Source organism: Sneathiella sp., assembly GCF_029233945.1.
In the GTDB taxonomy this organism is placed as follows: domain Bacteria; phylum Pseudomonadota; class Alphaproteobacteria; order Sneathiellales; family Sneathiellaceae; genus Sneathiella.
Window position 1 is genome coordinate 1 of sequence record NZ_JARGOQ010000019.1, and the last position, 21,867, is coordinate 21,867.

25 protein-coding genes are annotated in these 21,867 nt (G+C 54.8%); 11 read left to right on the forward strand and 14 right to left on the reverse strand.

Annotated elements, in window-relative coordinates; genetic code table 11:
• Positions 1–93: 93 nt before the first annotated feature.
• Both P1U71_RS08055 and P1U71_RS18005 read right to left on the reverse strand, forming a co-directional pair.
• The gene (locus P1U71_RS08055; RefSeq protein WP_301105063.1) at positions 94–333 is read right to left on the reverse strand and encodes a DUF2188 domain-containing protein; all 240 of its coding nucleotides are present in this window, start codon (positions 331–333) and stop codon (positions 94–96) included.
• 19 nt (positions 334–352) lie between these two features.
• Positions 353–613 (reverse strand): DUF3892 domain-containing protein, encoded by a 261-nt coding sequence (locus P1U71_RS18005; protein WP_367281148.1) that lies wholly within the window; start codon positions 611–613, stop codon positions 353–355.
• A gap of 142 nt (positions 614–755) precedes the next feature.
• On the opposite strand from P1U71_RS18005, the gene P1U71_RS08060 reads away from it, so the two are divergent.
• Both P1U71_RS08060 and P1U71_RS08065 read left to right on the forward strand, forming a co-directional pair.
• Positions 756–1,109 carry a helix-turn-helix domain-containing protein gene (locus tag P1U71_RS08060; RefSeq protein ID WP_301105064.1) on the forward strand — a complete coding sequence of 118 codons (354 nt, stop codon included), beginning with the start codon at positions 756–758 and terminating at the stop codon, positions 1,107–1,109.
• A gap of 2 nt (positions 1,110–1,111) precedes the next feature.
• On the forward strand, positions 1,112–1,993 hold the full coding sequence (locus tag P1U71_RS08065; RefSeq protein ID WP_301105065.1) for an ImmA/IrrE family metallo-endopeptidase: 882 nt from the start codon (positions 1,112–1,114) through the stop codon (positions 1,991–1,993).
• Positions 1,994–1,998: 5 nt separating this feature from the next.
• On the opposite strand, the gene P1U71_RS08070 is transcribed toward P1U71_RS08065, so the two are convergent.
• The 3 genes from P1U71_RS08070 to P1U71_RS08080 form a co-directional block, all read right to left on the reverse strand.
• Positions 1,999–2,958, reverse strand: coding sequence for a ribonucleotide-diphosphate reductase subunit beta (locus P1U71_RS08070; RefSeq protein ID WP_301105066.1), 960 nt, complete (start codon positions 2,956–2,958; stop codon positions 1,999–2,001).
• Positions 2,959–3,004: 46 nt separating this feature from the next.
• Positions 3,005–4,882: a ribonucleoside-diphosphate reductase subunit alpha gene (locus P1U71_RS08075; protein WP_301105067.1), complete on the reverse strand. Its 1,878-nt coding sequence runs from the start codon at positions 4,880–4,882 to the stop codon at positions 3,005–3,007.
• Positions 4,883–5,376: 494 nt separating this feature from the next.
• The gene (locus tag P1U71_RS08080; protein ID WP_301105068.1) at positions 5,377–5,559 is read right to left on the reverse strand and encodes a DUF465 domain-containing protein; all 183 of its coding nucleotides are present in this window, start codon (positions 5,557–5,559) and stop codon (positions 5,377–5,379) included.
• A 115-nt stretch (positions 5,560–5,674) separates the two neighbouring features.
• Here P1U71_RS08080 and P1U71_RS08085 point away from each other — a divergent pair, with 115 nt between their 5' ends.
• Together P1U71_RS08085 and P1U71_RS08090 are read left to right on the forward strand one after the other, a co-directional pair.
• Complete coding sequence (locus P1U71_RS08085; protein ID WP_301105069.1) at positions 5,675–6,274, forward strand: UbiX family flavin prenyltransferase; 600 nt, start codon at positions 5,675–5,677, stop codon at positions 6,272–6,274.
• A 117-nt stretch (positions 6,275–6,391) separates the two neighbouring features.
• Positions 6,392–7,315, forward strand: coding sequence for a hypothetical protein (locus P1U71_RS08090; RefSeq protein WP_301105070.1), 924 nt, complete (start codon positions 6,392–6,394; stop codon positions 7,313–7,315).
• Positions 7,316–7,414: 99 nt separating this feature from the next.
• On the opposite strand, the gene P1U71_RS08095 is transcribed toward P1U71_RS08090, so the two are convergent.
• A complete protein-coding gene (locus tag P1U71_RS08095) occupies positions 7,415–8,101 on the reverse strand; it encodes a hypothetical protein (RefSeq protein WP_301105071.1) in 687 nt (228 codons plus the stop codon).
• A 20-nt stretch (positions 8,102–8,121) separates the two neighbouring features.
• Positions 8,122–8,688 carry a TIGR02444 family protein gene (locus P1U71_RS08100; RefSeq protein ID WP_301105072.1) on the reverse strand — a complete coding sequence of 189 codons (567 nt, stop codon included), beginning with the start codon at positions 8,686–8,688 and terminating at the stop codon, positions 8,122–8,124.
• 163 nt (positions 8,689–8,851) lie between these two features.
• On the opposite strand from P1U71_RS08100, the gene P1U71_RS08105 reads away from it, so the two are divergent.
• Positions 8,852–9,061 (forward strand): DUF465 domain-containing protein, encoded by a 210-nt coding sequence (locus P1U71_RS08105; protein ID WP_301105073.1) that lies wholly within the window; start codon positions 8,852–8,854, stop codon positions 9,059–9,061.
• Positions 9,062–9,078: 17 nt separating this feature from the next.
• Here the strand turns inward: P1U71_RS08105 and P1U71_RS08110 are convergent, their stop codons facing one another.
• A complete protein-coding gene (locus tag P1U71_RS08110) occupies positions 9,079–9,810 on the reverse strand; it encodes a GGDEF domain-containing protein (protein ID WP_301105074.1) in 732 nt (243 codons plus the stop codon).
• 200 nt (positions 9,811–10,010) lie between these two features.
• On the opposite strand from P1U71_RS08110, the gene purE reads away from it, so the two are divergent.
• Entirely contained in the window at positions 10,011–10,499 is a 489-nt protein-coding gene (purE, locus tag P1U71_RS08115; RefSeq protein WP_301105075.1) for a 5-(carboxyamino)imidazole ribonucleotide mutase, read from the forward strand.
• 16 nt (positions 10,500–10,515) lie between these two features.
• Positions 10,516–11,604: a 5-(carboxyamino)imidazole ribonucleotide synthase gene (locus P1U71_RS08120; RefSeq protein ID WP_301105076.1), complete on the forward strand. Its 1,089-nt coding sequence runs from the start codon at positions 10,516–10,518 to the stop codon at positions 11,602–11,604.
• A 3-nt stretch (positions 11,605–11,607) separates the two neighbouring features.
• Here P1U71_RS08120 and P1U71_RS08125 read toward each other — a convergent pair whose 3' ends face one another.
• The 3 genes from P1U71_RS08125 to P1U71_RS08135 all read right to left on the reverse strand — a co-directional run bounded on the left by P1U71_RS08125 (position 11,608) and on the right by P1U71_RS08135 (position 15,944).
• On the reverse strand, positions 11,608–12,342 hold the full coding sequence (locus P1U71_RS08125) for an SDR family oxidoreductase (RefSeq protein WP_301105077.1): 735 nt from the start codon (positions 12,340–12,342) through the stop codon (positions 11,608–11,610).
• An 84-nt stretch (positions 12,343–12,426) separates the two neighbouring features.
• Positions 12,427–14,001, reverse strand: a complete 1,575-nt coding sequence (locus P1U71_RS08130) for a SulP family inorganic anion transporter (RefSeq protein WP_367281151.1) — start codon at positions 13,999–14,001, stop codon at positions 12,427–12,429.
• A 134-nt stretch (positions 14,002–14,135) separates the two neighbouring features.
• Positions 14,136–15,944 carry a class I SAM-dependent methyltransferase gene (locus P1U71_RS08135; RefSeq protein WP_301105079.1) on the reverse strand — a complete coding sequence of 603 codons (1,809 nt, stop codon included), beginning with the start codon at positions 15,942–15,944 and terminating at the stop codon, positions 14,136–14,138.
• Between the two features lie 242 nt (positions 15,945–16,186).
• Between P1U71_RS08135 and P1U71_RS08140 the strand changes: the two genes are divergently transcribed.
• Positions 16,187–16,915, forward strand: a complete 729-nt coding sequence (locus P1U71_RS08140; protein WP_301105080.1) for a TorF family putative porin — start codon at positions 16,187–16,189, stop codon at positions 16,913–16,915.
• A 103-nt stretch (positions 16,916–17,018) separates the two neighbouring features.
• Here P1U71_RS08140 and P1U71_RS08145 read toward each other — a convergent pair whose 3' ends face one another.
• Complete coding sequence (locus P1U71_RS08145; protein WP_301105081.1) at positions 17,019–17,465, reverse strand: MaoC/PaaZ C-terminal domain-containing protein; 447 nt, start codon at positions 17,463–17,465, stop codon at positions 17,019–17,021.
• Between the two features lie 116 nt (positions 17,466–17,581).
• On the opposite strand from P1U71_RS08145, the gene P1U71_RS08150 reads away from it, so the two are divergent.
• Entirely contained in the window at positions 17,582–17,878 is a 297-nt protein-coding gene (locus tag P1U71_RS08150; protein ID WP_301105082.1) for a hypothetical protein, read from the forward strand.
• Between the two features lie 196 nt (positions 17,879–18,074).
• Positions 18,075–19,652, forward strand: coding sequence for a BCCT family transporter (locus P1U71_RS08155; protein WP_301105083.1), 1,578 nt, complete (start codon positions 18,075–18,077; stop codon positions 19,650–19,652).
• A 169-nt stretch (positions 19,653–19,821) separates the two neighbouring features.
• Here the strand turns inward: P1U71_RS08155 and P1U71_RS08160 are convergent, their stop codons facing one another.
• Positions 19,822–20,394 carry a hypothetical protein gene (locus P1U71_RS08160; protein WP_301105084.1) on the reverse strand — a complete coding sequence of 191 codons (573 nt, stop codon included), beginning with the start codon at positions 20,392–20,394 and terminating at the stop codon, positions 19,822–19,824.
• A 279-nt stretch (positions 20,395–20,673) separates the two neighbouring features.
• Here P1U71_RS08160 and P1U71_RS08165 point away from each other — a divergent pair, with 279 nt between their 5' ends.
• A complete protein-coding gene (locus P1U71_RS08165; protein ID WP_301105085.1) occupies positions 20,674–21,429 on the forward strand; it encodes a hypothetical protein in 756 nt (251 codons plus the stop codon).
• Positions 21,430–21,500: 71 nt separating this feature from the next.
• Here the strand turns inward: P1U71_RS08165 and P1U71_RS08170 are convergent.
• Positions 21,501–21,867, reverse strand: a 367-nt coding sequence (locus tag P1U71_RS08170; protein WP_301105086.1) for a COQ9 family protein, incomplete at its 5' end; no start/stop codon positions are given.

Sequence of the window (21,867 nt, forward strand, 5' to 3'; positions counted from 1 at the left end):
TCCCGCAACAATACCCTCGCGTATAATAGACAGCGGAGGAGGATGGGCGCAAGGTAGGTGCGCCGCTATAATCGTAACAAAGAAATAAGTAGTTTAATGCTTCTTGTCTTTCGGCGGAACCGGATCGTTTCCGTAGCTATCACTATCCCGGATAGTTCCATCTTTCCGGTGAATAACCACCTCTACCTTTTCGCGAATGGCCTGGCCGCGCGCACGGTCAATTGCATCGCGTTGAGTACCATGAAGGCTGCCAGCACGGCTGGCACCTTCTTTACGAGTCGCCCAACCACCTTCGGATTTGGGTACTACATGAATATCTTTTTTTCTACTCATTTTGATTTTTCCTAATCAATTAGCAATCGGGCAAATCGTCAAGATTGTTCCTTGTGGTGTCGTCCCTATCTGTACGGAGGTATTTTCCGTTTGGGCCGTTGACAACACGGATTTCGGTGCGGCCCGATTTCCAAGGCACATAGTATGTATGTATCTTATTTTCGATATCGTGGATTGCATCAGCCTTTTGTCGAGGCGACCAATACTCGCCGTCGTTACAAAGGGCTGTAATATCCCCATCGTCATCTTTTCCGGTTTTGTAAACTGCTCTGTCGCTCATAACTTTTTAACCTTTTCCGTTGAAATTGCTTAAAACGTAGACTATAATACGACGATATCGTCATTGATATGGTTATAAAAAAAGTCCCCTTTGGGAAATTTGACTAAATCGTCAATTCATAATATACGAAAGTTCCATTTTAATGTCAAGAACCCCTACAGAAATTTTTTCAGAGCGACTAAAAATTGCCCGTGAATTATGCGGCTACAATCAAGGTGACCTAGCAAAACGCTCAGGACTTCAAGTTTCAGCCATATCACATTTCGAAACAAACAAGAGAAAGCCTTCGTTTGAAAACTTAAGAAAACTGGCCGATGCGTTGAATGTGACGACCGACTATCTTTTAGGACGAGTAAATGATCCGCACGACCTTGGCGCAGCAGACAGGTTACACCGACATATTGACAAGCTCACACAGGAAGACAAAGATTTTGCTGAGGATATGCTTAAAAGTCTTGCCGATAGAGCCGAGTCAAGGCGGCGAAAGGAAGACTAAAATTGGCGCACCGGAGTCCAATATTTGCCGAACTTGAAGCAGAGGACTTCATACGCAAACTCGGGATCGAAGAATTTCCAATCAACCCGATAGCGATAGCAGAAAATGTGCTTGATATTACTGTAATGGCGAAGCCCACCTCTTCCAAAGGCGTGTCGGGAATGTTAATGCGAATGGGAGAGGAATATGGCATCGCCTATGCCACGCACATCGAAAATAAAGGCTTTCAGCATTTCTGTGTTGCGCATGAAATTGGGCATTACAAATTGCCGGGACACATTGAACATGTTTTTGCTGATGGTTCGTCAGTCCATCATTCGCGTGCTGGTAATTTTACTGGTGATCCATTCGAAGTAGAGGCAGATCATTTCGCTGCTGGATTATTAATGCCGGATCCGTTGTTTTCTCGTGAAATGAAACGGAGTGGTGTTGGTTTGGACGCTGTAGAAAAATTGCGGATTATTTGTGATACGTCACTTGAGGCAACCGGAATTCGTTATGTCTCACGAATAGACGTTCCCACAGCAATCATCAGAAGCGTGGGACAACAAATTGAATACTGCTCAATGTCTAAGTCGTTAAAGGAAATTGACGGCCTAGAATGGATAAAAAAGGGAACCCCTGTTCCCCAAGGAACAGCAACTTGGCGACTCAACGCCGATACTAAGGCAATAGAATCAGGTGTGCGACTCAATGAAATGACCGATCTTTCCGTTTGGTTCAATGGTTCAAGGAACATTGAGTTACACGAAGAGGTCGTGGGCCTTGGAAGCTACGGTAAAATTCTAACAATCATATACGCACAAGATAATTTCGACATTGATGAATATGATGATGATGAAGATTTAGAAGATTCCTACGAAGTGCGTTTTCATAAGCGATAACCCCCTCAAGCAAACGCCTCATCCCACGTCCCCTTTGTCGCGGCTTTTGAGTATTCCGTGGCGCGGTTTTCGAAGAAGTTGGTGTGTTCGACGGCATTCAGAATCGCGTCGAGCCAGGGGAGCGGGTTTTTCTCGATATGGTAGATTTCATCGAGGCCGAGCTGATTGAGCCGCCGGTCGGCGATATAGCGGATATAGGCCTTGATCTCCTCCGCCGTCAGCCCCTCGATATGCCCCGCGCTGAAGGCAAGGTCGATGAAGGCGTCCTCATGGGTGACAATCTCGCGGCAGGTCTGGTACAGCTCCTCACAGAATTCCTTCGTCCAGATTTCCGGGTTCTCGTCGATAAAGGTCTTGAACAGCTTGATGATGGAGTTGCAATGCAGGCTCTCGTCGCGGACGGACCAGGTGACGATCTGCCCCATGCCCTTCATCTTGCCGGTGCGCGGGAAGTTGAGCAGGATGGCGAAGCTCGCGAACAGCTGTAGCCCCTCGGTAAAGGCGCCAAAGACGGCGAGGGTTTTCGCAATCTCCGACTTATTCTCCACATTGAACTGCTGCATATAGTCGTATTTGTCCTTCATCTCCTTGTAATGGAGGAAGGCGGAATATTCCGTCTCGGGCATGCCGATGGTGTCGAGAAGATGCGAATAGGCGGCGATATGCACCGTCTCCATATTGGAGAAGGCGGCGAGCATCATCTGCACCTCGGTCGGCTTGAAGACCTGGGTGTAGTGGCGCATGTAGCAGTTGTTCACCTCGATATCCGACTGGGTGAAGAAGCGGAAAATCTGCGTCAGCAAATGCCGCTCCGACTCCGAAAGATTATTGTGCCAGTCCTTCACGTCATCGGCGAGCGGCACCTCCTCGGGCAGCCAGTGGATCTGCTGCTGCTTCAGCCAGGCATCATAGCACCAGGGATAGGAAAAGGGCTTGTAGATCGGCTTGGCATCAAGGAGCGACATGGGATGGTTTCATTCTATAACGTAATCGGTTGGGACCGGCCCCGCCCTACTGGCAGGCGAGGCATTCTTCGTAGTCGGTGGTCTCGCCGGCGTCCTCGGCGGCCTTGGCGAGGACGGGCACGAGGCTCTCGGCAAGCTCGCGGAGTTCTTTCGGCAGTTCCTCCTTCGTCGCGACGACTTCCGCGCGCTGCATGGATTTGGAGCGGCAGTAATAGAGGCTCTTGACCCCCTGTTTCCAGGCCATGAAATGAATCTGGTGCAGGTCGCGCTTATGCACGTCGGCGGGCAGGAAGATATTCACCGACTGCGATTGATCGATCATCGGCGTGCGATCGGCGGCGAGTTCGATGATCCAGCGCTGATCCAGCTCGAACGCGGTCTTGAAGACGTCCTTTTCGTGATCATCAAGGAAGTCGAGATGCTGGACGGAGCCTTCCTTGACGGTGATCGAGCTCCAGACATCCTCATTATCCTGCCCCTTGTCTTTCAGCAGCGCTTTCAGATGCGGATTACGCACGTTGAAGCTGCCCGACAGCGTCTTGTGGGTATAGCTGTTGGCGGCGGCGGGCTCGATCCCCGGGCTGGCGCCGCCGCAGATGATCGAGATGGAGGCTGTGGGCGCAATCGCCGTCTTGTTGGAGAACCGCTCGTTAAAACCGTAATCCGCCGCATCCGGGCAGGCCCCGCGCAAATCCGCAAGCGATTTCGAGGCCGCATCCACGCCGCGCTGAATATGAGTGAAAATCTTGCGGTTCCAGACCTTCGCCATGACCGATTCCAGCGGCACGCGCTTGGCCTGCAGGAACGAATGAAAGCCCATCACGCCAAGGCCGACGCTGCGTTCGCGCATCGCGGCATATTTCGCCCGCGCCATCTCGTCCGGCGCGCGGTCGATGAAGTCCTGCAGCACGTTATCAAGGAACAGCATCACATCCTCGATAAAGCCGTCCTGCCCCTGCCATTCGTCGTATTTCTCTAAATTCAGCGACGACAGGCAGCAAACCGCCGTGCGTTCCTTGCCCAAATGATCGGTGCCGGTGGGGAGCGTGATCTCCGCGCAGAGGTTGGAGGTTTTGACCTCCAGCCCGGCGAGCTTGTGATGTTCCGGCATCTGGGCGTTCACCCGGTCATTGAAGATGATATAGGGCTCGCCGGTCTCGACCCGCGCCGTCAGGATGCGGATCCAGAGGCTGCGGGCGCTCACCGTGCGGACAACGGCATGATCATGCGGGCTGGTCAGCGCCCATTCCTCATCCTCCTCCACCGCGCGCATAAAGGCGTCGGAGACGAGAATACCATGGTGCAAATTCGGCGTCTTGCGGTTGGGATCGCCGCCGGTCGGGCGACGGATCTCGATAAATTCCTCAATCTCCGGATGGGAGATGGGCAGGTAAACCGCCGCCGAGCCGCGCCGCAAGGACCCCTGGCTGATGGCGAGGGTCAGGCTGTCCATGACGCGGATGAAGGGCACCACGCCGGAGGTCTTGCCGACCGCGCCGACACCCTCCCCAATGGATCGCAGATTGCCCCAATAGCTGCCGATGCCGCCCCCTTTCGCGGCAAGCCAGACATTCTCTGTCCAGAGATCGACAATACCGCGCAGGCTGTCGTTCGATTCATTGAGGAAGCAGGAAATGGGCAGGCCGCGAGTTGAGCCGCCGTTTGAGAGAACCGGCGTCGAGGGCATGAACCACAGCTTGCTGATATATTCATAGATACGCTGCGCATGGGAATCGCCTTCACCATAGGCGCTCGCCACCCGGCCGAACAGGTCCTGAAAACTCTCGCCGGGCAACAGATAGCGGTCTTTTAAAACGGCTTTGCCAAATTCAGTTAAATATTTGTCGCGGCTATGGTCAATCTGGACCCGCGCGCCATCCTTTACCTGAACAATATCTGTTAGCATATCGACCGTATCCAGCATTCGCCTTACCCCTATAATCTTCGTCTCGTTACGCGGCGGATTGCGCCCATTTTTGTAATAAAATATCGTTCAACGTGCCTTATTTTTGTAACAATTGCCGGGTAAGCTGTGTTTTTATTCCGGTAATTACAACAATAAGCGGTTTTACGGTCATTAATTGAACTTTATCTACTGCCGATTTCGCGTGCAGCCACTATATATTGTATAAAGGCGCTTATCGCGTCAACTGCTTGTGGAAAACTTTTTAAAAAAATAAAACTTGACGAATCATCAAACGCGTCCTCCGCCTATATTAACCATAAATATCATACGCGCCAGCCCCTTGATAATCTATTTTTCCCCTGCCGTCGGCGACGTCTTCACGCCGGGCTCAACAGGATCGGACTGCGCCGTCCTCACGCCTCTGACTGACCGCAAAAATTAAGCGCCGAAACGAATTTCAGCGCTTCTTCCATCTCGAATGAGTGGTTCAGGAAACGGAGGTAAGCCGCTGGTTAATGGGTGACTTTCCCCTCCCCCGAGAGTGTCGATATCCTCTCCTTTATCCTGAGTTTTTCGCGCTTGAGTTCACTGATATGCACATGATCTGCGGACGGGCTGGCCAGTTCATTCTCGATTTTTTCTTCGATCTGATGGTGTTTTTCGGTCAGCTGTGCAACATGATCTGCTGTGCTCATAGTGTATCTCCTTTGTTAGAAACGACAGGATGCTGGCAAGCCAGCGCTAGACAACTCTATATTACAGAACTATGAACTGCATGACCATGAATCAATGCCTCCGGGGAAGAAAATTTTGACCGAAAATCGGAATGCGGCGGAAAATCAACGGCTTGTTATCGGCATCAGCGGGGCGTCCGGTGCCGGCCTCGGCATTCGTCTGCTTCAGGCTTGCCAAAAGCTCGATCTGGAGACCCATCTGGTCATCTCGAAGGCGGGTGAAATCACCATCGCGCAGGAGACGGAAATGAGTGTCTCCGACGTGAAAGCGCTTGCCTCCCACACCCATAAATCCGCCGATATCGGCGCGGCCATCGCGTCCGGATCGTTCAAGACCATGGGCATGGTGGTCGTGCCCTGCTCCGTCCGCTCAATGTCGGAGATTGCGACGGGCGTGACCAGCAGCCTGCTCTCCCGCGCCGCAGATGTGACTTTAAAAGAGCGCCGCAAGCTTATACTGGCCGTGAGAGAAACGCCGTTTCATACCGGGCATCTTCGCACCCTCACCCAGCTGTCCGAGATGGGCGCGATTATCGCCCCGCCGGTGCCCGCCTTCTACACAAAGCCCGAGACGACCGGCGAGATCATCAATCAATTCACCGGCCATCTGCTCAACCTGATGGGGCTGGAAAATTCCCTCGCGCGGGAATGGCGGGGGCTGAAGGACGGCGCGTAAATGCTTCCATGTTATTCCCACTACTATCCTGAACCAAATCACCCTTGCACAGAATACTCTACGCCGGATAGTTTCTGTCTATGGAACATTAGTTTCTAATGGGGTAAAGAAATGGGCATGTCTGAAAAGGATATCAAACTCTTGTGGGGGCGGTCGGGAAATAGATGTGCATTTCCTGAATGCAGGACCGAGCTGACCCAAGATAAAAATGCTGTATCATCTCAATATACGCTTGGTGAACAAGCTCATATAGTGGGCGATAAGCCAAAAGCTGCGCGCTATAAAGAATTAATGAGTGATAACGCGCGCGACGGATATCATAACAGAATTCTCCTTTGCCCCAATCATCACCGTGAAATAGATGAGAATGAAGATGACTGGCCAATCGACCGCTTATACAGATTAAAATCTGAACATGAACTTTGGGTCAATCAAAACCTTAGCAGTACAACGGACACCCGTAAGCTCGCTGAGGAAGTTGCTATTACTGCTGTTATTGATTCAGCCGTTTTATGCTGCAAACTCAAATACTGGAACGAATGGACAAGTAATGCGCTTTCCCCTGACCCTAATTGGCCAGAAGAATTAATCAACAACATTAGAATTTTCCGACACAAGGTAATTGCGACACTATGGCCCGAACAATATCCAGAATTTATGAAGGCAGCGAAAACGCTTTCCATACTTTTGCATAGGGGTTGTAATGTTTTTTTAAAATATGCAGAGAGGAACGATCAAAACATCTGGTGGGCAGTGCGGTTTTATAGAGGCGAAGGTTTCAATCCTAATTACGACAAAGATGTTGAAAGATACGAAAAATGGCTGGAGGAATGTCATGAAGTAATCTTCGAGGCAACAAAAGCCGCGAATTGGTTTGCAAATGTAGTTCGTAGGGATGTCAATCCAATGTTTTTTGTTGAAGAAGGAAAGTTTTTGATTACGGAAGGACTTTTCCCCGACGGCTCATCAAAAATATATGCACCGGAGTACACTGACATTGAAATGCGAAATTTACCCGCGTCATTATCTAAAAATATTTGATAACATCGATCAGTTCACCGGCCATCTGCTCAACCTGATAGGGCTGGAAAATTCCCTCGCGCGGGAATGGACGGGGCTGAAAGGCGGCGCGTAACTACCCTATTTCCCAAGCGCCTTTACCACATTGTAGTAAGCATTCTCGCACTGGCTGACCGCCGCTATCCGCCGATTTTCGGGATAATTCGGGTCGTAGGCCCGCTTGTCCAGACAGCCCCTCTTGCAGTTATCAACCGCCCGCCGCGTGCCCGCAGGGAGACTGTGGCTGTATTTCGCCGTGCAATAGGCTCCTTTGTCCTTCATCAACGCAATACGCGCCTCCAGCGTCATGCTCTCCTCCGGCTTGGGTTTGGGCGGCGGATTGGCGGCCAGGATGCGCTGATACTCGGTGTTACATTGCGCGACCAACTCAGCATTCGCGGGATCCTGCGCCGCTGCCTTACAGGCCTGCGCGCAAGGGGCATCCCGGCGGCCCACGCAGAACCTGCCTTGCTGTCTCATCTGTTCGAACGCCGGATCCCCTCTCATGAGCTTCCCGCCCATCGCGGCTTTTTTGTAGAGCCAGAAGCATTGGCTCGACAGGGTCTTATCCGCAATGTTTTTAGACGCCGACTCGCAGACATCGGCACAATTCTGGTCGCCCTTCTGGGCGCAGGCCTGCCCGTTCGTAATCAGCGCATCGCGCAGGTCATCTTCCTTGCTCGCCGCACTGGCAGAGGTGGCGAGGGTAACCATGATAAAGGCAATCAAAGGGAAGAGGCTTCGACGGAACAAATTAATCTGTTTCATTACTCTTTTTCTTTTTATGGCTAAGACCCGAACAGGTCTGTCAGGCGGGGTTCCGCCTCGGGGAAGGCCTGTTGCCAGATCAGCAGCAGGTCGGATAGATCATCGGAGGAAAGATCGCGCGTGACATGGCCGAGATAGGCCGCGAGATTATCGGCCGCCGCCGCCCCCCGCTCCGCCGCACCGAAGGAGCCGGTGGCGGGACGTTTCAGGAATTCATTCAGGAACTGGATTTCCATATGCTCGGCGAAAAGCTCACTATCTGAAACGCCCCGGCCAAGCTCCGCCGCGAGGCGGCTGTCGGCGGGGGCTATTCCCCCCTTCAGGAAACGGCGCACGTGACGGAGCGGGGCCACCACCTCGGCCTGCCAACGCATCCCTGCCTCGATCCCGGCTTCCAGTTCTTCCTGGTTCAGCCGTCCGCGTCCGCTCGCCGCCGCCCAGACACAGAACAGCAGCATATTTACGTCAAGTCCGCGCCGGTCCTGCAGCCGGAGGCAGGCCGCCGACACCTCCGCATTGCTGTATAGCTTGACCGCATAGTCCCAGAGCTGGCTGGGCGGAAATACGGCCGAGGAAAAAATCGCCATCCTGAACAGGCCCCCCTTCAAGAAAAACATCCCCACCACGACGCCTGACCCTAGGCTTCGGCGGGGAAAAGTGCTAATATTCACGTTACGCTACATCATTGCCCGCGTTAGGGTAGCATAGCTGTCGCTTCTTGGGAAAATAGTTGTCGGAGTGCCTTTTATTATGGCGGAAATAGACGAGCAGGAAGTGCTGCGCGCAGAGTTGGAACAGTTGAAAACCGAACATGGCGACCTGGATCGGGCGATCGATGCCCTGATCGAAACCGGCAATTACAACTCGCTGCAACTGCAACGGCTGAAGAAGCGCAAACTCATCCTGAAGGACCAGATTTACGCGACGCAGAATATGATGCTGCCCGATATTATCGCCTGACAGGCCCGCTCCCCGGCTCACGCCTCGGGTCGGCTGGCCTGCTGTTTTTCCTTATACATCTCATTATCGGCGGCGCTTAATGTCTGTTCGGGGTTCTGGCCGGAATGGATGGACACCACGCCCGAGGAAATAGAGGTGTTCAGCGACGCCCCTTTCCAGATGATCGGCTTTTCCGCGAACAGCTTCGGCAAGCGGTCGATCAGGTTGCGCGCATCCTCTGCCTTCGTGCGCGACAGGATCAGGCCGAACTCATCGCCGCCGAGCCGCCCGACAATGTCGGTATCGCGGACACTCTCTTTGAGGCGGATCGCGACCTGGGAGAGCACGTAATCCCCGGCCTCATGACCGAGGTCGTCATTGATTGACTTAAACCGGTTGAGATCGAGATAGACGAGGCTCGCCTCGGTCTGGTAGCGCTCGACCGAGGCCTGCACGCGGGTCAGTTCCCGCACAAAGGCGCGGCGGTTGTAAATCGGCAGGAGCGGGTCCTGATCGGCAATATGCTCAGCCTCGCTCACCCGCCGTGTCAGATCCGTCACCCTCTCCCGCAGCCCGTCCACCTCCGCCATCAGCGTGCGGATCGCGTCCTGCACACGCGGGGTAAGCTCGGCCTCCGGGATACCAAGGACGGAGGCGCTGTCATCGATCTGTCGGGGTGACGTGAAGCGGCCTGTTACACCGGTTTTCCCGGTTTTACTGCCCGTGCCGCTTGCCACGGGGCGACTCTGTCCGCCTGTTCCGATTTTCATGACCTGTCCCCTGCCCCTCATCGGTGAATTATTTGGCCGGAATTCTATAACAATTTGTCTGAAAACTCAAAGTGTTCCGCCGCTTTTACCGTAAATGCAACCCCCGCCTGATATTGACGTAAGCTTCGCTTGCGTCTTTGGCCCGCATGCCTATAATCTCGGGCTTCAAACCGTCAAGGTCGCAAAAGGGAAGCGCAAAAATGACCAACCGGGATGCAGACGTCGGGATTATCATGGGCAGCCAGTCCGACTGGGAAACCATGAAGAATGCCGCCGATACGCTGGAAACATTGGGAATTCCGTTCGAGACGAAAATCGTCTCGGCGCACCGGACGCCGGACCGCCTCTATGAGTATGCAAGCCATGCGGCGGCGCGCGGGATCAAGGTGATTATCGCGGGCGCCGGCGGCGCGGCGCATCTTCCAGGCATGACAGCCTCCATGACGGTGCTTCCCGTACTCGGTGTCCCCGTCGAGAGCAAGGCGCTGAACGGCATGGACAGCCTCCTTTCCATCGTGCAGATGCCGGGCGGTGTGCCCGTCGGCACCCTCGCCATCGGCAAGGCAGGCGCGATCAATGCGGCGCTTCTGGCCGCGCAGATCCTCGGCCTCAATAACAAGCAGATCACCCGCGCCGTCGAAATCTGGCGCGAACAACAAACCGAAGCCGTCGCTCTCAAGCCCAAATAAAGGCAGTATAATAACAATGACAACGATTTCACCCGGCGGGCATATAGGAATTCTGGGAGACGGACAGCTTGGCCGCATGATGGCCATCGCGGCGGCGGAGATGGGCTATTTCGTGCATGTCTTCGGCCCCGAAGAGGACAGCCCCGCCGCGCAGGTCAGCCACCGTTCCACCGTCGCCAGCTATAGCGACCGTGACGCCCTCACCGCCTTCGCCGGGAGCGTCGATGTGGTGACGCTGGAATTCGAGAATATCCCGACGGATACGGTTGAGTTCCTGAGCGGCATTGTCCCGGTGCGTCCGGGAGCGAAGATGCTGGAGATCACGCAGGACCGCCTGTTCGAGAAAAGCTTCATCAATAATATCGGCATCGGCACGGCGAACTTCGCGAATGTGGAATCCATCGACGAACTGGTCCAGGCGGTCAAGCAGATCAAGGCCCCCGCGATCCTGAAGACGCGCCGCCTCGGCTACGACGGCAAGGGGCAGGTGAAAATCACCGGCGCCAGCAATCTCGACGATGTCTGGGCCGGGATGAAGGACACCCCGTCCATCCTTGAAGGGCTGGTCAATTTCAAGATGGAAATCTCCGTCATCGTCGCCCGCAATCCGGCGGGGGAAACCGCCGCCTTCTGCCCGGTGGAGAACCGCCACAAGAACCATATCCTCGATATCACGCTCGCGCCCGCCGATATTCCCGCCTGGCTCGCGGAAAAAGCCGTCGAAATGGCCGAGAAAATCGCCACGAAGATCGAGCTTGTCGGGCTGCTCGCGGTGGAAATGTTCGTGACCAAGGACGATCAGATCCTCGTCAATGAGCTCGCGCCGCGGCCGCATAACTCCGGCCACTGGACGATCGAGGGATGCGCCACCAGCCAGTATCGACAGGCCATCCGCGCCGTCTGCGGCCTGCCCCTTGGCGACCCTGTCCGCCATTCAAATGCGGTGATGAAGAACCTGATCGGCGACGAGGTCGAGGCTTGGGGCACTCTGTTGGAGGACCCGGAGAACAGCCTGCATCTCTACGGCAAGGCCGAGGCGCGCGAGGGCCGCAAGATGGGCCATGTCACCCGCCTGATGCCCCTCACCCAAAAGCCGAAGGCCTGACCGTCAGATCGCCCAGCCGCCCGCGAAATAAAGCACCTGCCCGGTAATATAGTTCGACTTGTCGGAGGCGAGGAAGAGAAGATAGTCGCCCGCCTCTTCCTGTGTGCCAAGACGGCCCAAGGGAATTTGTGAGGTGATCTTCTTGAACGCCGCTTCATTTTCGAGAAGTTCCTTCGGGAAATAGTCCGGGCTTTCAACGAAGTTGGGCGCGAGGGCATTCACCTGGATATTATAGCGGCCCAGCTCCTTGGCGAGGCTCTGCGCCAGCGCATTGGTCCCGCCCCGCGCCGCCACATACATGGAATAGTTGGGAATGCCGTTTTTCGGCGCGGCGGAGGAGATAAAGAGGATCTTGCCCCGCCCCGCTTTCTTCATATGCCGGGAGACTTCCTTCGCGAAATGAAAGCCGCGCACCATCAGCGCCTCCAGCGTGCGGCGGAAATCCTCGATATCCGCGTCGTCAATCGCGGCCTTCAGTGCCGGGAAGGCATCGTTATTGATCATCACATCGATGCGCCCCTCCGCCGCGATGACTTTTTCCACAAGATCAGTGGGGTCCTGCTCGGCAAGGGCGATGACGCCGGGGATCTCTTTTTCGAATTTTTCCCGCACGGCCGCGTCGGTAAAGGCCTCGTCCTGCGCATAGACGGTGGCGCCTTCCGCCGTCATGACGCGGCTGCCGGTCTTCCCCAGAAAATGCAGGGCGTCGGTGATCAGGATGATTTTATTGTTCAGCATTGTTATGTCCCGATTGTTAGCGAGTTAGAAGATGCGCCAACAATAGGACCAAACCCGCCAAAGGCAAGACCGATATGAAGTGGCCTAGTGACCGCCGCTCAAAATCCCGGTCTTGACCGAGTAATCGACGGCAACGCCATAGTTGGGATCATCATCGGAATCGACCATCAACTGCCCGGCCCGGTTCAGGAGCCGGTGGCAATCGCGCGAGAGATGACGGAGCTGTATCTCCTTGCCCAGCGCCTCATATTTCGACGCCAGCACCTCAATCGCCTGCAGGGCCGACTGGTCAACCACACGGCTGTTCATGAAATCAACGATGATGACTTTGGGGTCGCCCTTGATATCGAAGACTTCCGCGAAACCATCGGTGGAGCCAAAGAACAGCGGCCCCTCGATCTTGTAGATCTTCGCCCCCGCCTCATTGATTTCCGTGATCGCGTGAATGCGCCGCGCATTGCTCCAGGCATAGACGAGCGCGGAGACAATCACCCCAACAACAACCGCGACGGCCAAGTCACTCAACACCGTCACCGCTGTCACCAGAATGATGACCAGCGTATCGGAGAGCGGGATAATCCGCATAATGCGCAGGCTCTGCCAGGCGAAGGTGCCAATCACCACCATGAACATCACGCCCACCAGCGCGGCAAGCGGGATCTGCTCGATCAGGGGCGAGGCAAAGAGGATAAAGGCGAGCAGGAACAGCGCGGCGGAAATACCCGACAGCCGTGTCCGTCCGCCCGATTTCATATTGATCATCGACTGGCCGATCATGGCGCAGCCACCCATGCCGCCGAAAAAGCCGGTGATCGTGTTGGAGAGGCCCTGCGCCATGCATTCCTGCGACGCGCCGCCGCTCTGCTCGGTAATCTCGCCCACGAGGTTAAGCGTGAGCAGGCTCTCGATCAGGCCGATGGCCGCGAGGATCAGGGCGAAGGGGAAGATAATCTCCAGCGTTTCAAGATTGATCGGCACCATCGGGATATGAAAGTCCGGCAGGCCGCCCTTGATCGAGGCCAGATCGCCAACCCGCGGCACATCGATGCCGAAGGCAATGACGATCGCGGCAATAATGGCAATACCGGCAAGCGGCGCGGGCACGGCCTTTGTCAGTTTCGGCATCAGCCAGATGATCGCCATGGTCGCGGCGACAAGGCCGAGCATGGTGACAAGCGGTATGCCGTTCATCCAGACAATCTCGCCATAGGTATCGACCGTCTGGAACTGGGTCAGTTGCGCCATGAAGATAACAATGGCAAGGCCGTTCACAAAGCCGAGCATGACCGGATGCGGCACCAGCCGGATAAATTTGCCCAGGCGAAAAATACCGGCCAAGAGCTGCAATATCCCCATCAGCACGACGGTGGCAAACAAATACTCCACCCCATGCAGCGCCACCAATGAGACCATCACCACGGCCAGCGCGCCGGTCGCGCCGGAAATCATTCCCGGACGTCCGCCGATCAGCGCGGTCACCAGCCCGACGATAAAGGCCGCATAGAGCCCGACCAGCGGATGCACGCCCGCGACAAAGGCGAAGGCAACCGCCTCCGGCACCAGGGCCAGGGCCACGGTCAGCCCGGAGAGCAGTTCCGTCTTGATCCGGCCCGGTGTGAAGCGAATGGGGTCAGCCGTATTGCGCCCGGCGGAAAACAGGCCGGTGACGGCGGCAAGCGTTGGCTTGATCACGTGATAAACTTCCAGTTCAGGGAGATGTCAATTTGGGGCCGAACATAGGGCAATCGGGCAACTTTTAAAAGATTTTTATTGCAGCGCAGCAAAATCGAGCGCTATTTCTGCGCCCGGCACCAGAATTGATACATCCCGCGAAAGAGCGCCGGGTTTTCCGCCTCGATCGCCTGCCAGTTGGCGAGGTTGCGGCCCGACGGATCGTCGCCATGGCGGGCGCGGTAAGCGGTCATGACTTTTGGATCGGCAAATTCAAAGCCGAGAAATTCGAGCCCCAGATCGTCTATCGCCGCCGCAATGCGCGGGATATCGAAGCGCTGCTCATGCCGGTGGAAGAGAAAATCGCGACAGCCGCTTAAAGAATAGAAATCGAGCGCCTTTGTCACGGACGCCGCCGGATGGTCCTCCGGCAGGGCCAGCAGCTCTTTGCGAAAGCTGCGGATATTATCGAGGGAGAGGGTCTCCATCCGCTCCCCCACCATTTCGCGAACAGCGATTACATCCTGCCGCGCGCTCTCGCTATAGAGCGCGACTTTCATCACGCCGTTCGGCGCAAGGAACTTTGTCAGGCCCCGCCAGGCCGCTTCCGGATCGGCCATATGATGGAGCACGCCGCATGCCTCGATCAGGTCAAACCGCCCGAGGCTGTCCGGCAGATCAACAAGATCCGCCTGCGCGAAGGTAACATTCTGAATATCGAGCGCCTCCGCCTGCCGCGCGCCATAGGCCAGCGAGCTCCGCGAGAGATCAATCGCCGTCACCGTCGCCCCGATAATCCGCCGCGCCGTTCGAAGCGCATGGCGACCGGTGCCGCATCCCGCGATCAGCACAGTCGGGCTCTCGGCGGGCATTGGTGCCGTAATGGACGGAAACAACCGTTTCAAAAGCGCGGGCAACGTTGTCTCCCCGCCGCTTCGAAGTTCGCGCCAGCGCGGATAGGGGCTTTCCTCATATTGCGCCTGCACCGCGCCGGAGACCGCATCCCCACTCGCCGAGAGACGCGGAAGCGCCGCGGCAATCTCCCGCTCCCGCAGGGTCTGCGGCCCCATGCGCGTGAGCAGCAGACGGCACCAGGGCCGGGTGGCGAGCTGCGCTTCCTCCTGCGTGAGAAGCTTCATCGCCACATCCGCCTCCAGCGGGCCATAGAGCGCCGCGCGGAGCGCGGGCTCCAGCGCCGTTGGTTTCGGCGGCGTGCCGGGCGGGGTTTCAAGGGCATATTCCGTGAGCGCCAACTGCAACGCGATCAGCGCCATCAGTTCCTGCGCCATTTCCCATGTCTCCTGCAAGAGCTGCGCGCGCGCCTTCTCGATCAGGGTGGTCAACTCCGGGGAGGGCAGGATCAGCCGCGAGAACGCCGCCGCGATCACCGGTTCATTCAGCGCGCCTTCCAGTCCGGCGAGCCCGCCCGTCCCGTCCAGCATCTTTATAATGCCTCTCTGGCGACGAATGCGCGCAAGCAGGGTCAGGATAAAGCGGTCGCTCTCCACCTCGTCGGAATTGAGGCACCGGAGCATCGCCTCGTCGCCTGCGGGCCCGAGATCGCCAACCGGCACCAATTCCAGCAAATCCGCGAGTTCCTGCAAGCTCGACGGGGAAAAATCATCATGGGACGCGAGCTTTAAAGCGGTGCGGACAGCTTCGCGCGGCTTGTTCCGCTCGGCCAGGAACCGGGCAAGCCCGCGCCAGCCAAGGGCGTAGGCCGGATCGGCCGCAATCGCCGCCCTGAAGGATTTCTCCGCCGCCAGCCATTTGCCCTGCTCTTTTAACAGAAGCGCAAGATTATAATGGGCCGGCGCAATTTTACGCTCTTTCTTTAGGATCTGGCGGTAAATTGCCGCCGCCGCGTCCTTGTCCCCGCGCTTTTGCAAGGCCGTCGCTTCGGCCAGCTTGCGCTCTGTTTCCCCGTGCACTTTTACGCTCCTTCTCGATGGTGCCGCCAATCTAGGCGAAATCCCCGACAATCGCCAGATGCTTGCTGCCTAAAATTTCACCAAAATTTGTGCGTTGCAGCATTTTCTGCTGAAAATTTATGCGGCGGCGCGGCATTTCCGATACTGTCACCCATCTAACTATTTGATTTAACACAATTTTAATAATTGGCACAGCGGTTGCAATAAAACTGTCATCAACATGTCTCGTGAGGATTACGTATATGAACAAGTCAAGCTTCCTGATTATCCCGATCATCACCCTGGGTGTCGTCTCATTTGCAAATGCCGATCCGCTGGTTGAGGAAAGCGCCATACCCGGCGAGTTTTCAGCGAACATTTCCCTTACATCCGATTATACGTTTCGCGGTATTTCCCAAACAGGAAATAATCCTGCCGTCCAGGGCGGTTTCGATTATTCCTACGACTTTGGTCCGGCAGCGGTGAGCGCAGGCATCTGGGCATCGAACGTGAAATTCGCGGACGCCACGATTGAGATCGACTATTATGCGGGCGTTGGCGGCAGCGTTGACATGTTCAGCTGGGACCTCTCGGCGATCTACTACACCTATCCCGGCGCGGACAGCAGCCTGAATTACGATTTTTTCGAGATTGCTCCGTCCATCGGCTATGACTTCGGCTTTATGGCTGTCAATGCCGGGCTCAACTACTCTCCCGAATATTTCGGTGACAGCGGCGACGCCTATTACACCCATGGCGGCATCGATATTCCGCTTGGCAAATATTTCACCCTGTCCGGTACGGTCGGGTATCAGTCGATCGATGATAATGCCGCCTGGGGCACCGACGATTATACCGATTACGGCGTCAGCGTCTCCACCGAGATTGCCGGCTTCGGCCTCAGCGTCGGCTGGACCGATACAGACTTGCCAAGCAGCCAATGCGATGACGCCTGCGGCATCGTCGCGGTAGCCTTGTCACGTTCCTTTTAGTATTCCCGCGGGCCATTGACGAAGGTCTCCCCTTCCTTGGCCCTGACCTTGGCCGTCCGGCGAGCTACTCCCGCTGGACGGCCTTTTTTTTCATATTCCCGGCCTACTCGGGCCGCATGAGGAGGAGGAAATGCGCCTTCGTTGTAAAGGCCTCCTTCCCCTCCTGATTGGTGCAGCGAAGAATGGTATCGAGCCAGCCACGTCCCGGCTTTGAGCTTAGGCGGGTATCGAGCACTTCCATTTCCGTGGTCAGCATATCGCCTGCAAAGAGCGGGCGGAGGAAGTTCAACTCGACCCCGAGGCCGGACGGCAGGAAATGCCATTGCTGCCAGACATGGGTCGCCGCCTTGGAGGAAAGCGCGAAGGTATAGGCACCGCAGGCGACCACATCCGGAAAGCCCAGCGCCTTCGCCGCCTCGGCATCGTAATGCATCGGCTGATCATCGAAGCGCCGCCCGAAATCGAGCATTTCCTCCCGCACCACCGTAAAACTCGCCCCGGCAAATTTATCGCCTTTTTTGATGTCATCGAAATAGAGTTTCTCGCCCATAAGCTCTCCTTTTTAAGGCAGGATAAGCGCAAAATGAACCGGGTGAAAGGCTATTTTTCACAAGCCCGGATGCCGCTCCGTCTCTCTCCCACCCCCACAACAGAAAGAGAGAAATCATGGCCCGGATTACAATCGACCTGTCCGGCAGCAAGGTCGCCGATGTGAAGAAGATTGTCCTTTACACGAAGGACAAATCGAAGGAGCTGGTCACCGTCGAGATAAAAGACGGCAAGATCGATAGCGCCCATGCCTATCAAATCGCCGAAACCGAGATTTACGTAGGCGTGCTTTATAAGGGCCTGCTCGAAAATATCGGCAAGAAGCATTATTACGACGTGAAGATTATCGGAAACGGCACCCTCGTCATCGGCGCGGATGGCGAGGGCAACAGCCGGGTGAATTTCCGGGCGTAATACATTGAAAAATAATTAGAAAATCTCTGGACATGCCCTCCGGCGGGATGTTACGCCCCTCCTGTTGCCGCTGCTTGAGTGGACATCGGACATCAAGTTTGCTACATTTTTAGGCAATTGAAAAGACGTTCAGGAAATTCCCGCGCCTGCTGCTCAATCCTGGACGAGGCAGGGCCGGAATAGAAATGGGGGAAACATGAGCGAAGACTTATATGAAACGGATTTTGAGGTGGGGCAGAGCAATCTGCAACGCTGGGGGATGGATGTGCATCACCCGGTGTTCTGGGTCTCGTCCGGCCTCGTCATCCTGTTCGTGGTGGGCGTCCTGTTGGCGCCGGGTGCCGCGAAAGGCGCGCTGGACGGCGCGAAATGGTGGTCGATCGGGGCCTTTGACTGGCTGTTCATGGTGGCGGGGAATATCTTCGTCATCTTCTGCCTCGCGCTGATCGTGCTGCCCGTCGGCAAGATCCGCCTCGGCGGGGAGGCCGCGAAGCCCGAGTTCAGCCGCCCGTCCTGGTTCGCGATGCTGTTCGCGGCGGGCATGGGCATCGGGTTGATGTTCTGGTCCGTGGCGGAACCGACCGCCTATTACACCGGCTGGTACGAGACACCGCTCGGCGTGGAGGCGCGCACCCCAGCCGCGGCGGACCTCGCCATGAGTGCGACGATGTTCCATTGGGGGCTGCACCCCTGGGCGATTTACGCGGTTGTGGCGCTGTCCCTCGCGTTTTTCTCCTATAACAAGGGCTTGCCGCTCACCATCCGCTCGGCCTTCTATCCGCTGATCGGCGATCATTCATGGGGCTTTTTCGGCCATGTGGTGGACACGGTGGCGGTGCTGGCGACGCTCTTTGGTCTTGCCACCTCGCTTGGTTTCGGCGCGCAGCAGGCCTCCGCCGGGATTGCCTATCTCTTCGGGTTCGAGGCCGGGATCAACACCCAGATCGCGGTGATTATCGTGGTCACCTCGCTCGCGCTCTTCTCGGTCATTCGCGGCCTGGACGGCGGGGTGAAGCTGCTCTCGAACATCAATATGGGCATTGCGGCCATTCTGCTGCTGTTCGTCTTTATTGTCGGCCCGACGGCGGTGATTATCGCCACCATGGGCGACACCCTGATCGGCTATCTCGGCCAGATCGTCGCCTACAGCAACTTCATCGGGCGCGAGGATGAGGCCTGGATGCAGGGCTGGACGGTGTTCTACTGGGCCTGGTGGATCAGCTGGTCCCCGTTTGTGGGCATGTTTATCGCCCGCGTCTCGAAGGGCCGGACGGTGCGGGAATTCCTGATCGCGGTACTGATCATCCCGACGATCGTGACATTGGTGTGGATGAGCGTCTTCGGCGGCTCCGCCCTTGACCAGATCCAGAACGGTGTCGGCTCCCTCGCGGGCGGGCTGGAATCGGTGGAACTCGCCATGTTCCATATGCTGGAGAATTTGCCGTTTGCCACCATCACCTCGGCCATCGGCATCGTGCTGGTGCTGGTCTTCTTCATCACCTCGAGCGACAGCGGCTCCCTCGTGATCGACGCGATCACGGCGGGCGGCAAGGTCGATGCGCCGGTGGTGCAGCGGATCTTCTGGGTCGTCATCGAAGGCGTGGTCGCGGCGGCGCTGCTGTTTGGCGGCGGGGCGGATGCCCTCACCGCGCTCCAGGCGGCGGCGATCACGGTCGGCCTGCCCTTCACGGTGGTCCTCCTCGCCATGTGCGTCTGCCTCTATATGGGGCTGGCCCACGAGAAGAAATACGTGATCGAGGGCGACAGCGCCTGACCCGCGCTGCCTCGACAGACACAAGCAAAAAGGGCCGGTTCTCCGGCCCTTTTTTTGTGCGGGAAGGCAATGAAGGCTTAGGCACACGACGGATGAATTTCCGAGGGAGGAAGGCAACGAGAGCCGACGATCCGCAGCAACAGCTGTGTCAGAGCTGCGTCAAATTGTTTTACTCAACGATCATTCCGCGCCACTTTCCGTAGACTAAACTGTGAAAGGAGTATCGAGGTGAAACATACAATTTTTTTACGCCCGTAAATCGATCATGCCCTATTATATGAACGATAATCTTAACATCTGGGTAAGCCATAAATATATCTTCAAAACGGAGACCTTTTTCTGGAATTCTTTTCTTAACATGACGCTGAAAATTGACATCCCTATTATCAGAAAAGTCTATTGCTTCAATTAATTTCAAATGAACAATTCTTGTCCCTCGAGATACGAGCAATGAACGCGACAAGGTTGCTGGAATATCATAAAAATTTAATAATTTTCCTCCGTTTTTCCCAATATCAGCAATTTCTATCCTACAACTTATTTTAGTATCTATTAGGTCAACAAACCCTTTTTTCTTTACTTTTATTGAGTAACGCTTCCAATTTTCCTTTTTAAAATTAATGCATCTAATGTCATTCGAAAAAGTAACTTTCGGGCTCAAAACATAATTAAATAACACCAGTGAAACTATCGCCGAAACGTTACCGATAAATATACCAGAAATAAAATCGAGATATCCCATCCGGCGCACCCTTTTTAAGCATTGCAAAATATGAGCCACGTAATGAAGTCGGAATTTAATAAGCTATATTAATTCCAACTAATACAATTATAACTTATAGTGACTGGCTGTCGAGACAGCTTAGGTACAACGATAGATCTTCTGAAATTATGAGCCACTATTTCAACTTAAATCATAAATTTTGCAAAATGAGCAAAAGATTATGGATTAATATGACTGGCTGCAAATGATTTATTACTGCTTGCCATTAAAATTCAAATACTTAGCATAGTGATCATAATGGATGACTGGATTGAATGTTTATATAAGTGGCAAACGCTAGCTGCAGGGTTGATAGCGTTGGTTGGCGCACTTTGCGCGGCAGGATGGACTGTACATAAAATTAATAAGCAAATTAATTTGCAGAAAGAATCTTTTGACGAAGATAAAAGACGCCACAATGAAGCTATAATGCGCAAAGAATTGGTCGCGCGCGCTGAACTTCCCGACGCACTTACCGAGATACTAAAATTTGCGTCAAACATAGTCACTGAATGTGTTGAAAAACTAGAAAACGGGAAAAAAAATAACGATGAAGGTACAGAAATATTTCAAAAAATAGATTATAAAAAATTACTTTCTCAACCTCCGAAAAATTCAATCAATATAATAAAAACTTGCATTGAATATGCGAACGCTGATTATGCGCCTTACCTCCTTAGGTTGGTCCTTGAGTACCAAATTAATAACGCAAGACTAAGCGACCGTTCTGAAACCATAATGAGCAGCGACAGAATAAACGGGCATATTGCCGATGCGGCATTCATGTACTATTTAGTAGAGTTAATTTTCCCCTATGCTCGCGGACAAAACACAACAGTACCAAAAGATGCAAAAGATCCAAAAAAAATTAAAGCGGCAGTATTTAATAGTATTCAATTAAACAGCCCATTGGGAATGCGCGTTTTCCCACAACAAACTAATATTTTTAATGAAGTATATGAGATAATTGATTTTCGGTATGGTCAGGAATTCGAAGATCAAAGCTCCAATTAGTCCAAATGACTATCAATCTGTAGCTTACTTATTTCATTTGATATATCGTAACAACAAGTGAAAGGTTCCCCTCACCGCTCCGTGAGGTTCCGCCAAAATCTCCTCGGGCTCGGGATATGCGAAAAATCGGGCTTTTCTTTAAGCCGTTCGCGGCATTTGAATTTGGCGGTTTCGATCTGCATAACGTTCTCAATGCGGCGGTCGAGGAATTCCCAGGTTTTGGCGTGCCCCTCGGACTTGTCGGCGAGCCAGTAGAACAGCGTCGCGGCGTAGACGCCCGCCAAGGTCAACCGCTTGGTGTACCAGTTATAATCGGCGGAGGCATCCCCCGTCGCCCACCACATGCGGCTCACCGTATTGGCGGTGAGTTTGAGGGCGAGCGGCGCGTTCTGCGGTAAGCTCAGGATATTGACGGCGCGGCGCACCGCCTCCTTATGC

Excerpts from the sequence above, each read along its gene's own strand:
- P1U71_RS08055 (WP_301105063.1), bottom strand. The coding sequence starts at position 333 with ATGAGTAGAAAAAAAGATATTCATGTAGTACCCAAATCCGAAGGTGGT.
- P1U71_RS18005 (WP_367281148.1), bottom strand. The coding sequence starts at position 613 with ATGAGCGACAGAGCAGTTTACAAAACCGGAAAAGATGACGATGGGGAT.
- P1U71_RS08060 (WP_301105064.1), top strand. The coding sequence starts at position 756 with ATGTCAAGAACCCCTACAGAAATTTTTTCAGAGCGACTAAAAATTGCC.
- P1U71_RS08070 (WP_301105066.1), bottom strand. The coding sequence starts at position 2,958 with ATGTCGCTCCTTGATGCCAAGCCGATCTACAAGCCCTTTTCCTATCCC.
- P1U71_RS08075 (WP_301105067.1), bottom strand. The coding sequence starts at position 4,882 with ATGCTGGATACGGTCGATATGCTAACAGATATTGTTCAGGTAAAGGAT.
- P1U71_RS08080 (WP_301105068.1), bottom strand. The coding sequence starts at position 5,559 with ATGAGCACAGCAGATCATGTTGCACAGCTGACCGAAAAACACCATCAG.
- P1U71_RS08090 (WP_301105070.1), top strand. The coding sequence starts at position 6,392 with ATGTCTGAAAAGGATATCAAACTCTTGTGGGGGCGGTCGGGAAATAGA.
- P1U71_RS08095 (WP_301105071.1), bottom strand. The coding sequence starts at position 8,101 with ATGAAACAGATTAATTTGTTCCGTCGAAGCCTCTTCCCTTTGATTGCC.
- P1U71_RS08100 (WP_301105072.1), bottom strand. The coding sequence starts at position 8,688 with ATGGCGATTTTTTCCTCGGCCGTATTTCCGCCCAGCCAGCTCTGGGAC.
- P1U71_RS08105 (WP_301105073.1), top strand. The coding sequence starts at position 8,852 with ATGGCGGAAATAGACGAGCAGGAAGTGCTGCGCGCAGAGTTGGAACAG.
- P1U71_RS08110 (WP_301105074.1), bottom strand. The coding sequence starts at position 9,810 with ATGAAAATCGGAACAGGCGGACAGAGTCGCCCCGTGGCAAGCGGCACG.
- purE (WP_301105075.1), top strand. The coding sequence starts at position 10,011 with ATGACCAACCGGGATGCAGACGTCGGGATTATCATGGGCAGCCAGTCC.
- P1U71_RS08120 (WP_301105076.1), top strand. The coding sequence starts at position 10,516 with ATGACAACGATTTCACCCGGCGGGCATATAGGAATTCTGGGAGACGGA.
- P1U71_RS08125 (WP_301105077.1), bottom strand. The coding sequence starts at position 12,342 with ATGCTGAACAATAAAATCATCCTGATCACCGACGCCCTGCATTTTCTG.
- P1U71_RS08140 (WP_301105080.1), top strand. The coding sequence starts at position 16,187 with ATGAACAAGTCAAGCTTCCTGATTATCCCGATCATCACCCTGGGTGTC.
- P1U71_RS08145 (WP_301105081.1), bottom strand. The coding sequence starts at position 17,465 with ATGGGCGAGAAACTCTATTTCGATGACATCAAAAAAGGCGATAAATTT.
- P1U71_RS08150 (WP_301105082.1), top strand. The coding sequence starts at position 17,582 with ATGGCCCGGATTACAATCGACCTGTCCGGCAGCAAGGTCGCCGATGTG.
- P1U71_RS08155 (WP_301105083.1), top strand. The coding sequence starts at position 18,075 with ATGAGCGAAGACTTATATGAAACGGATTTTGAGGTGGGGCAGAGCAAT.
- P1U71_RS08160 (WP_301105084.1), bottom strand. The coding sequence starts at position 20,394 with ATGGGATATCTCGATTTTATTTCTGGTATATTTATCGGTAACGTTTCG.
- P1U71_RS08165 (WP_301105085.1), top strand. The coding sequence starts at position 20,674 with ATGGATGACTGGATTGAATGTTTATATAAGTGGCAAACGCTAGCTGCA.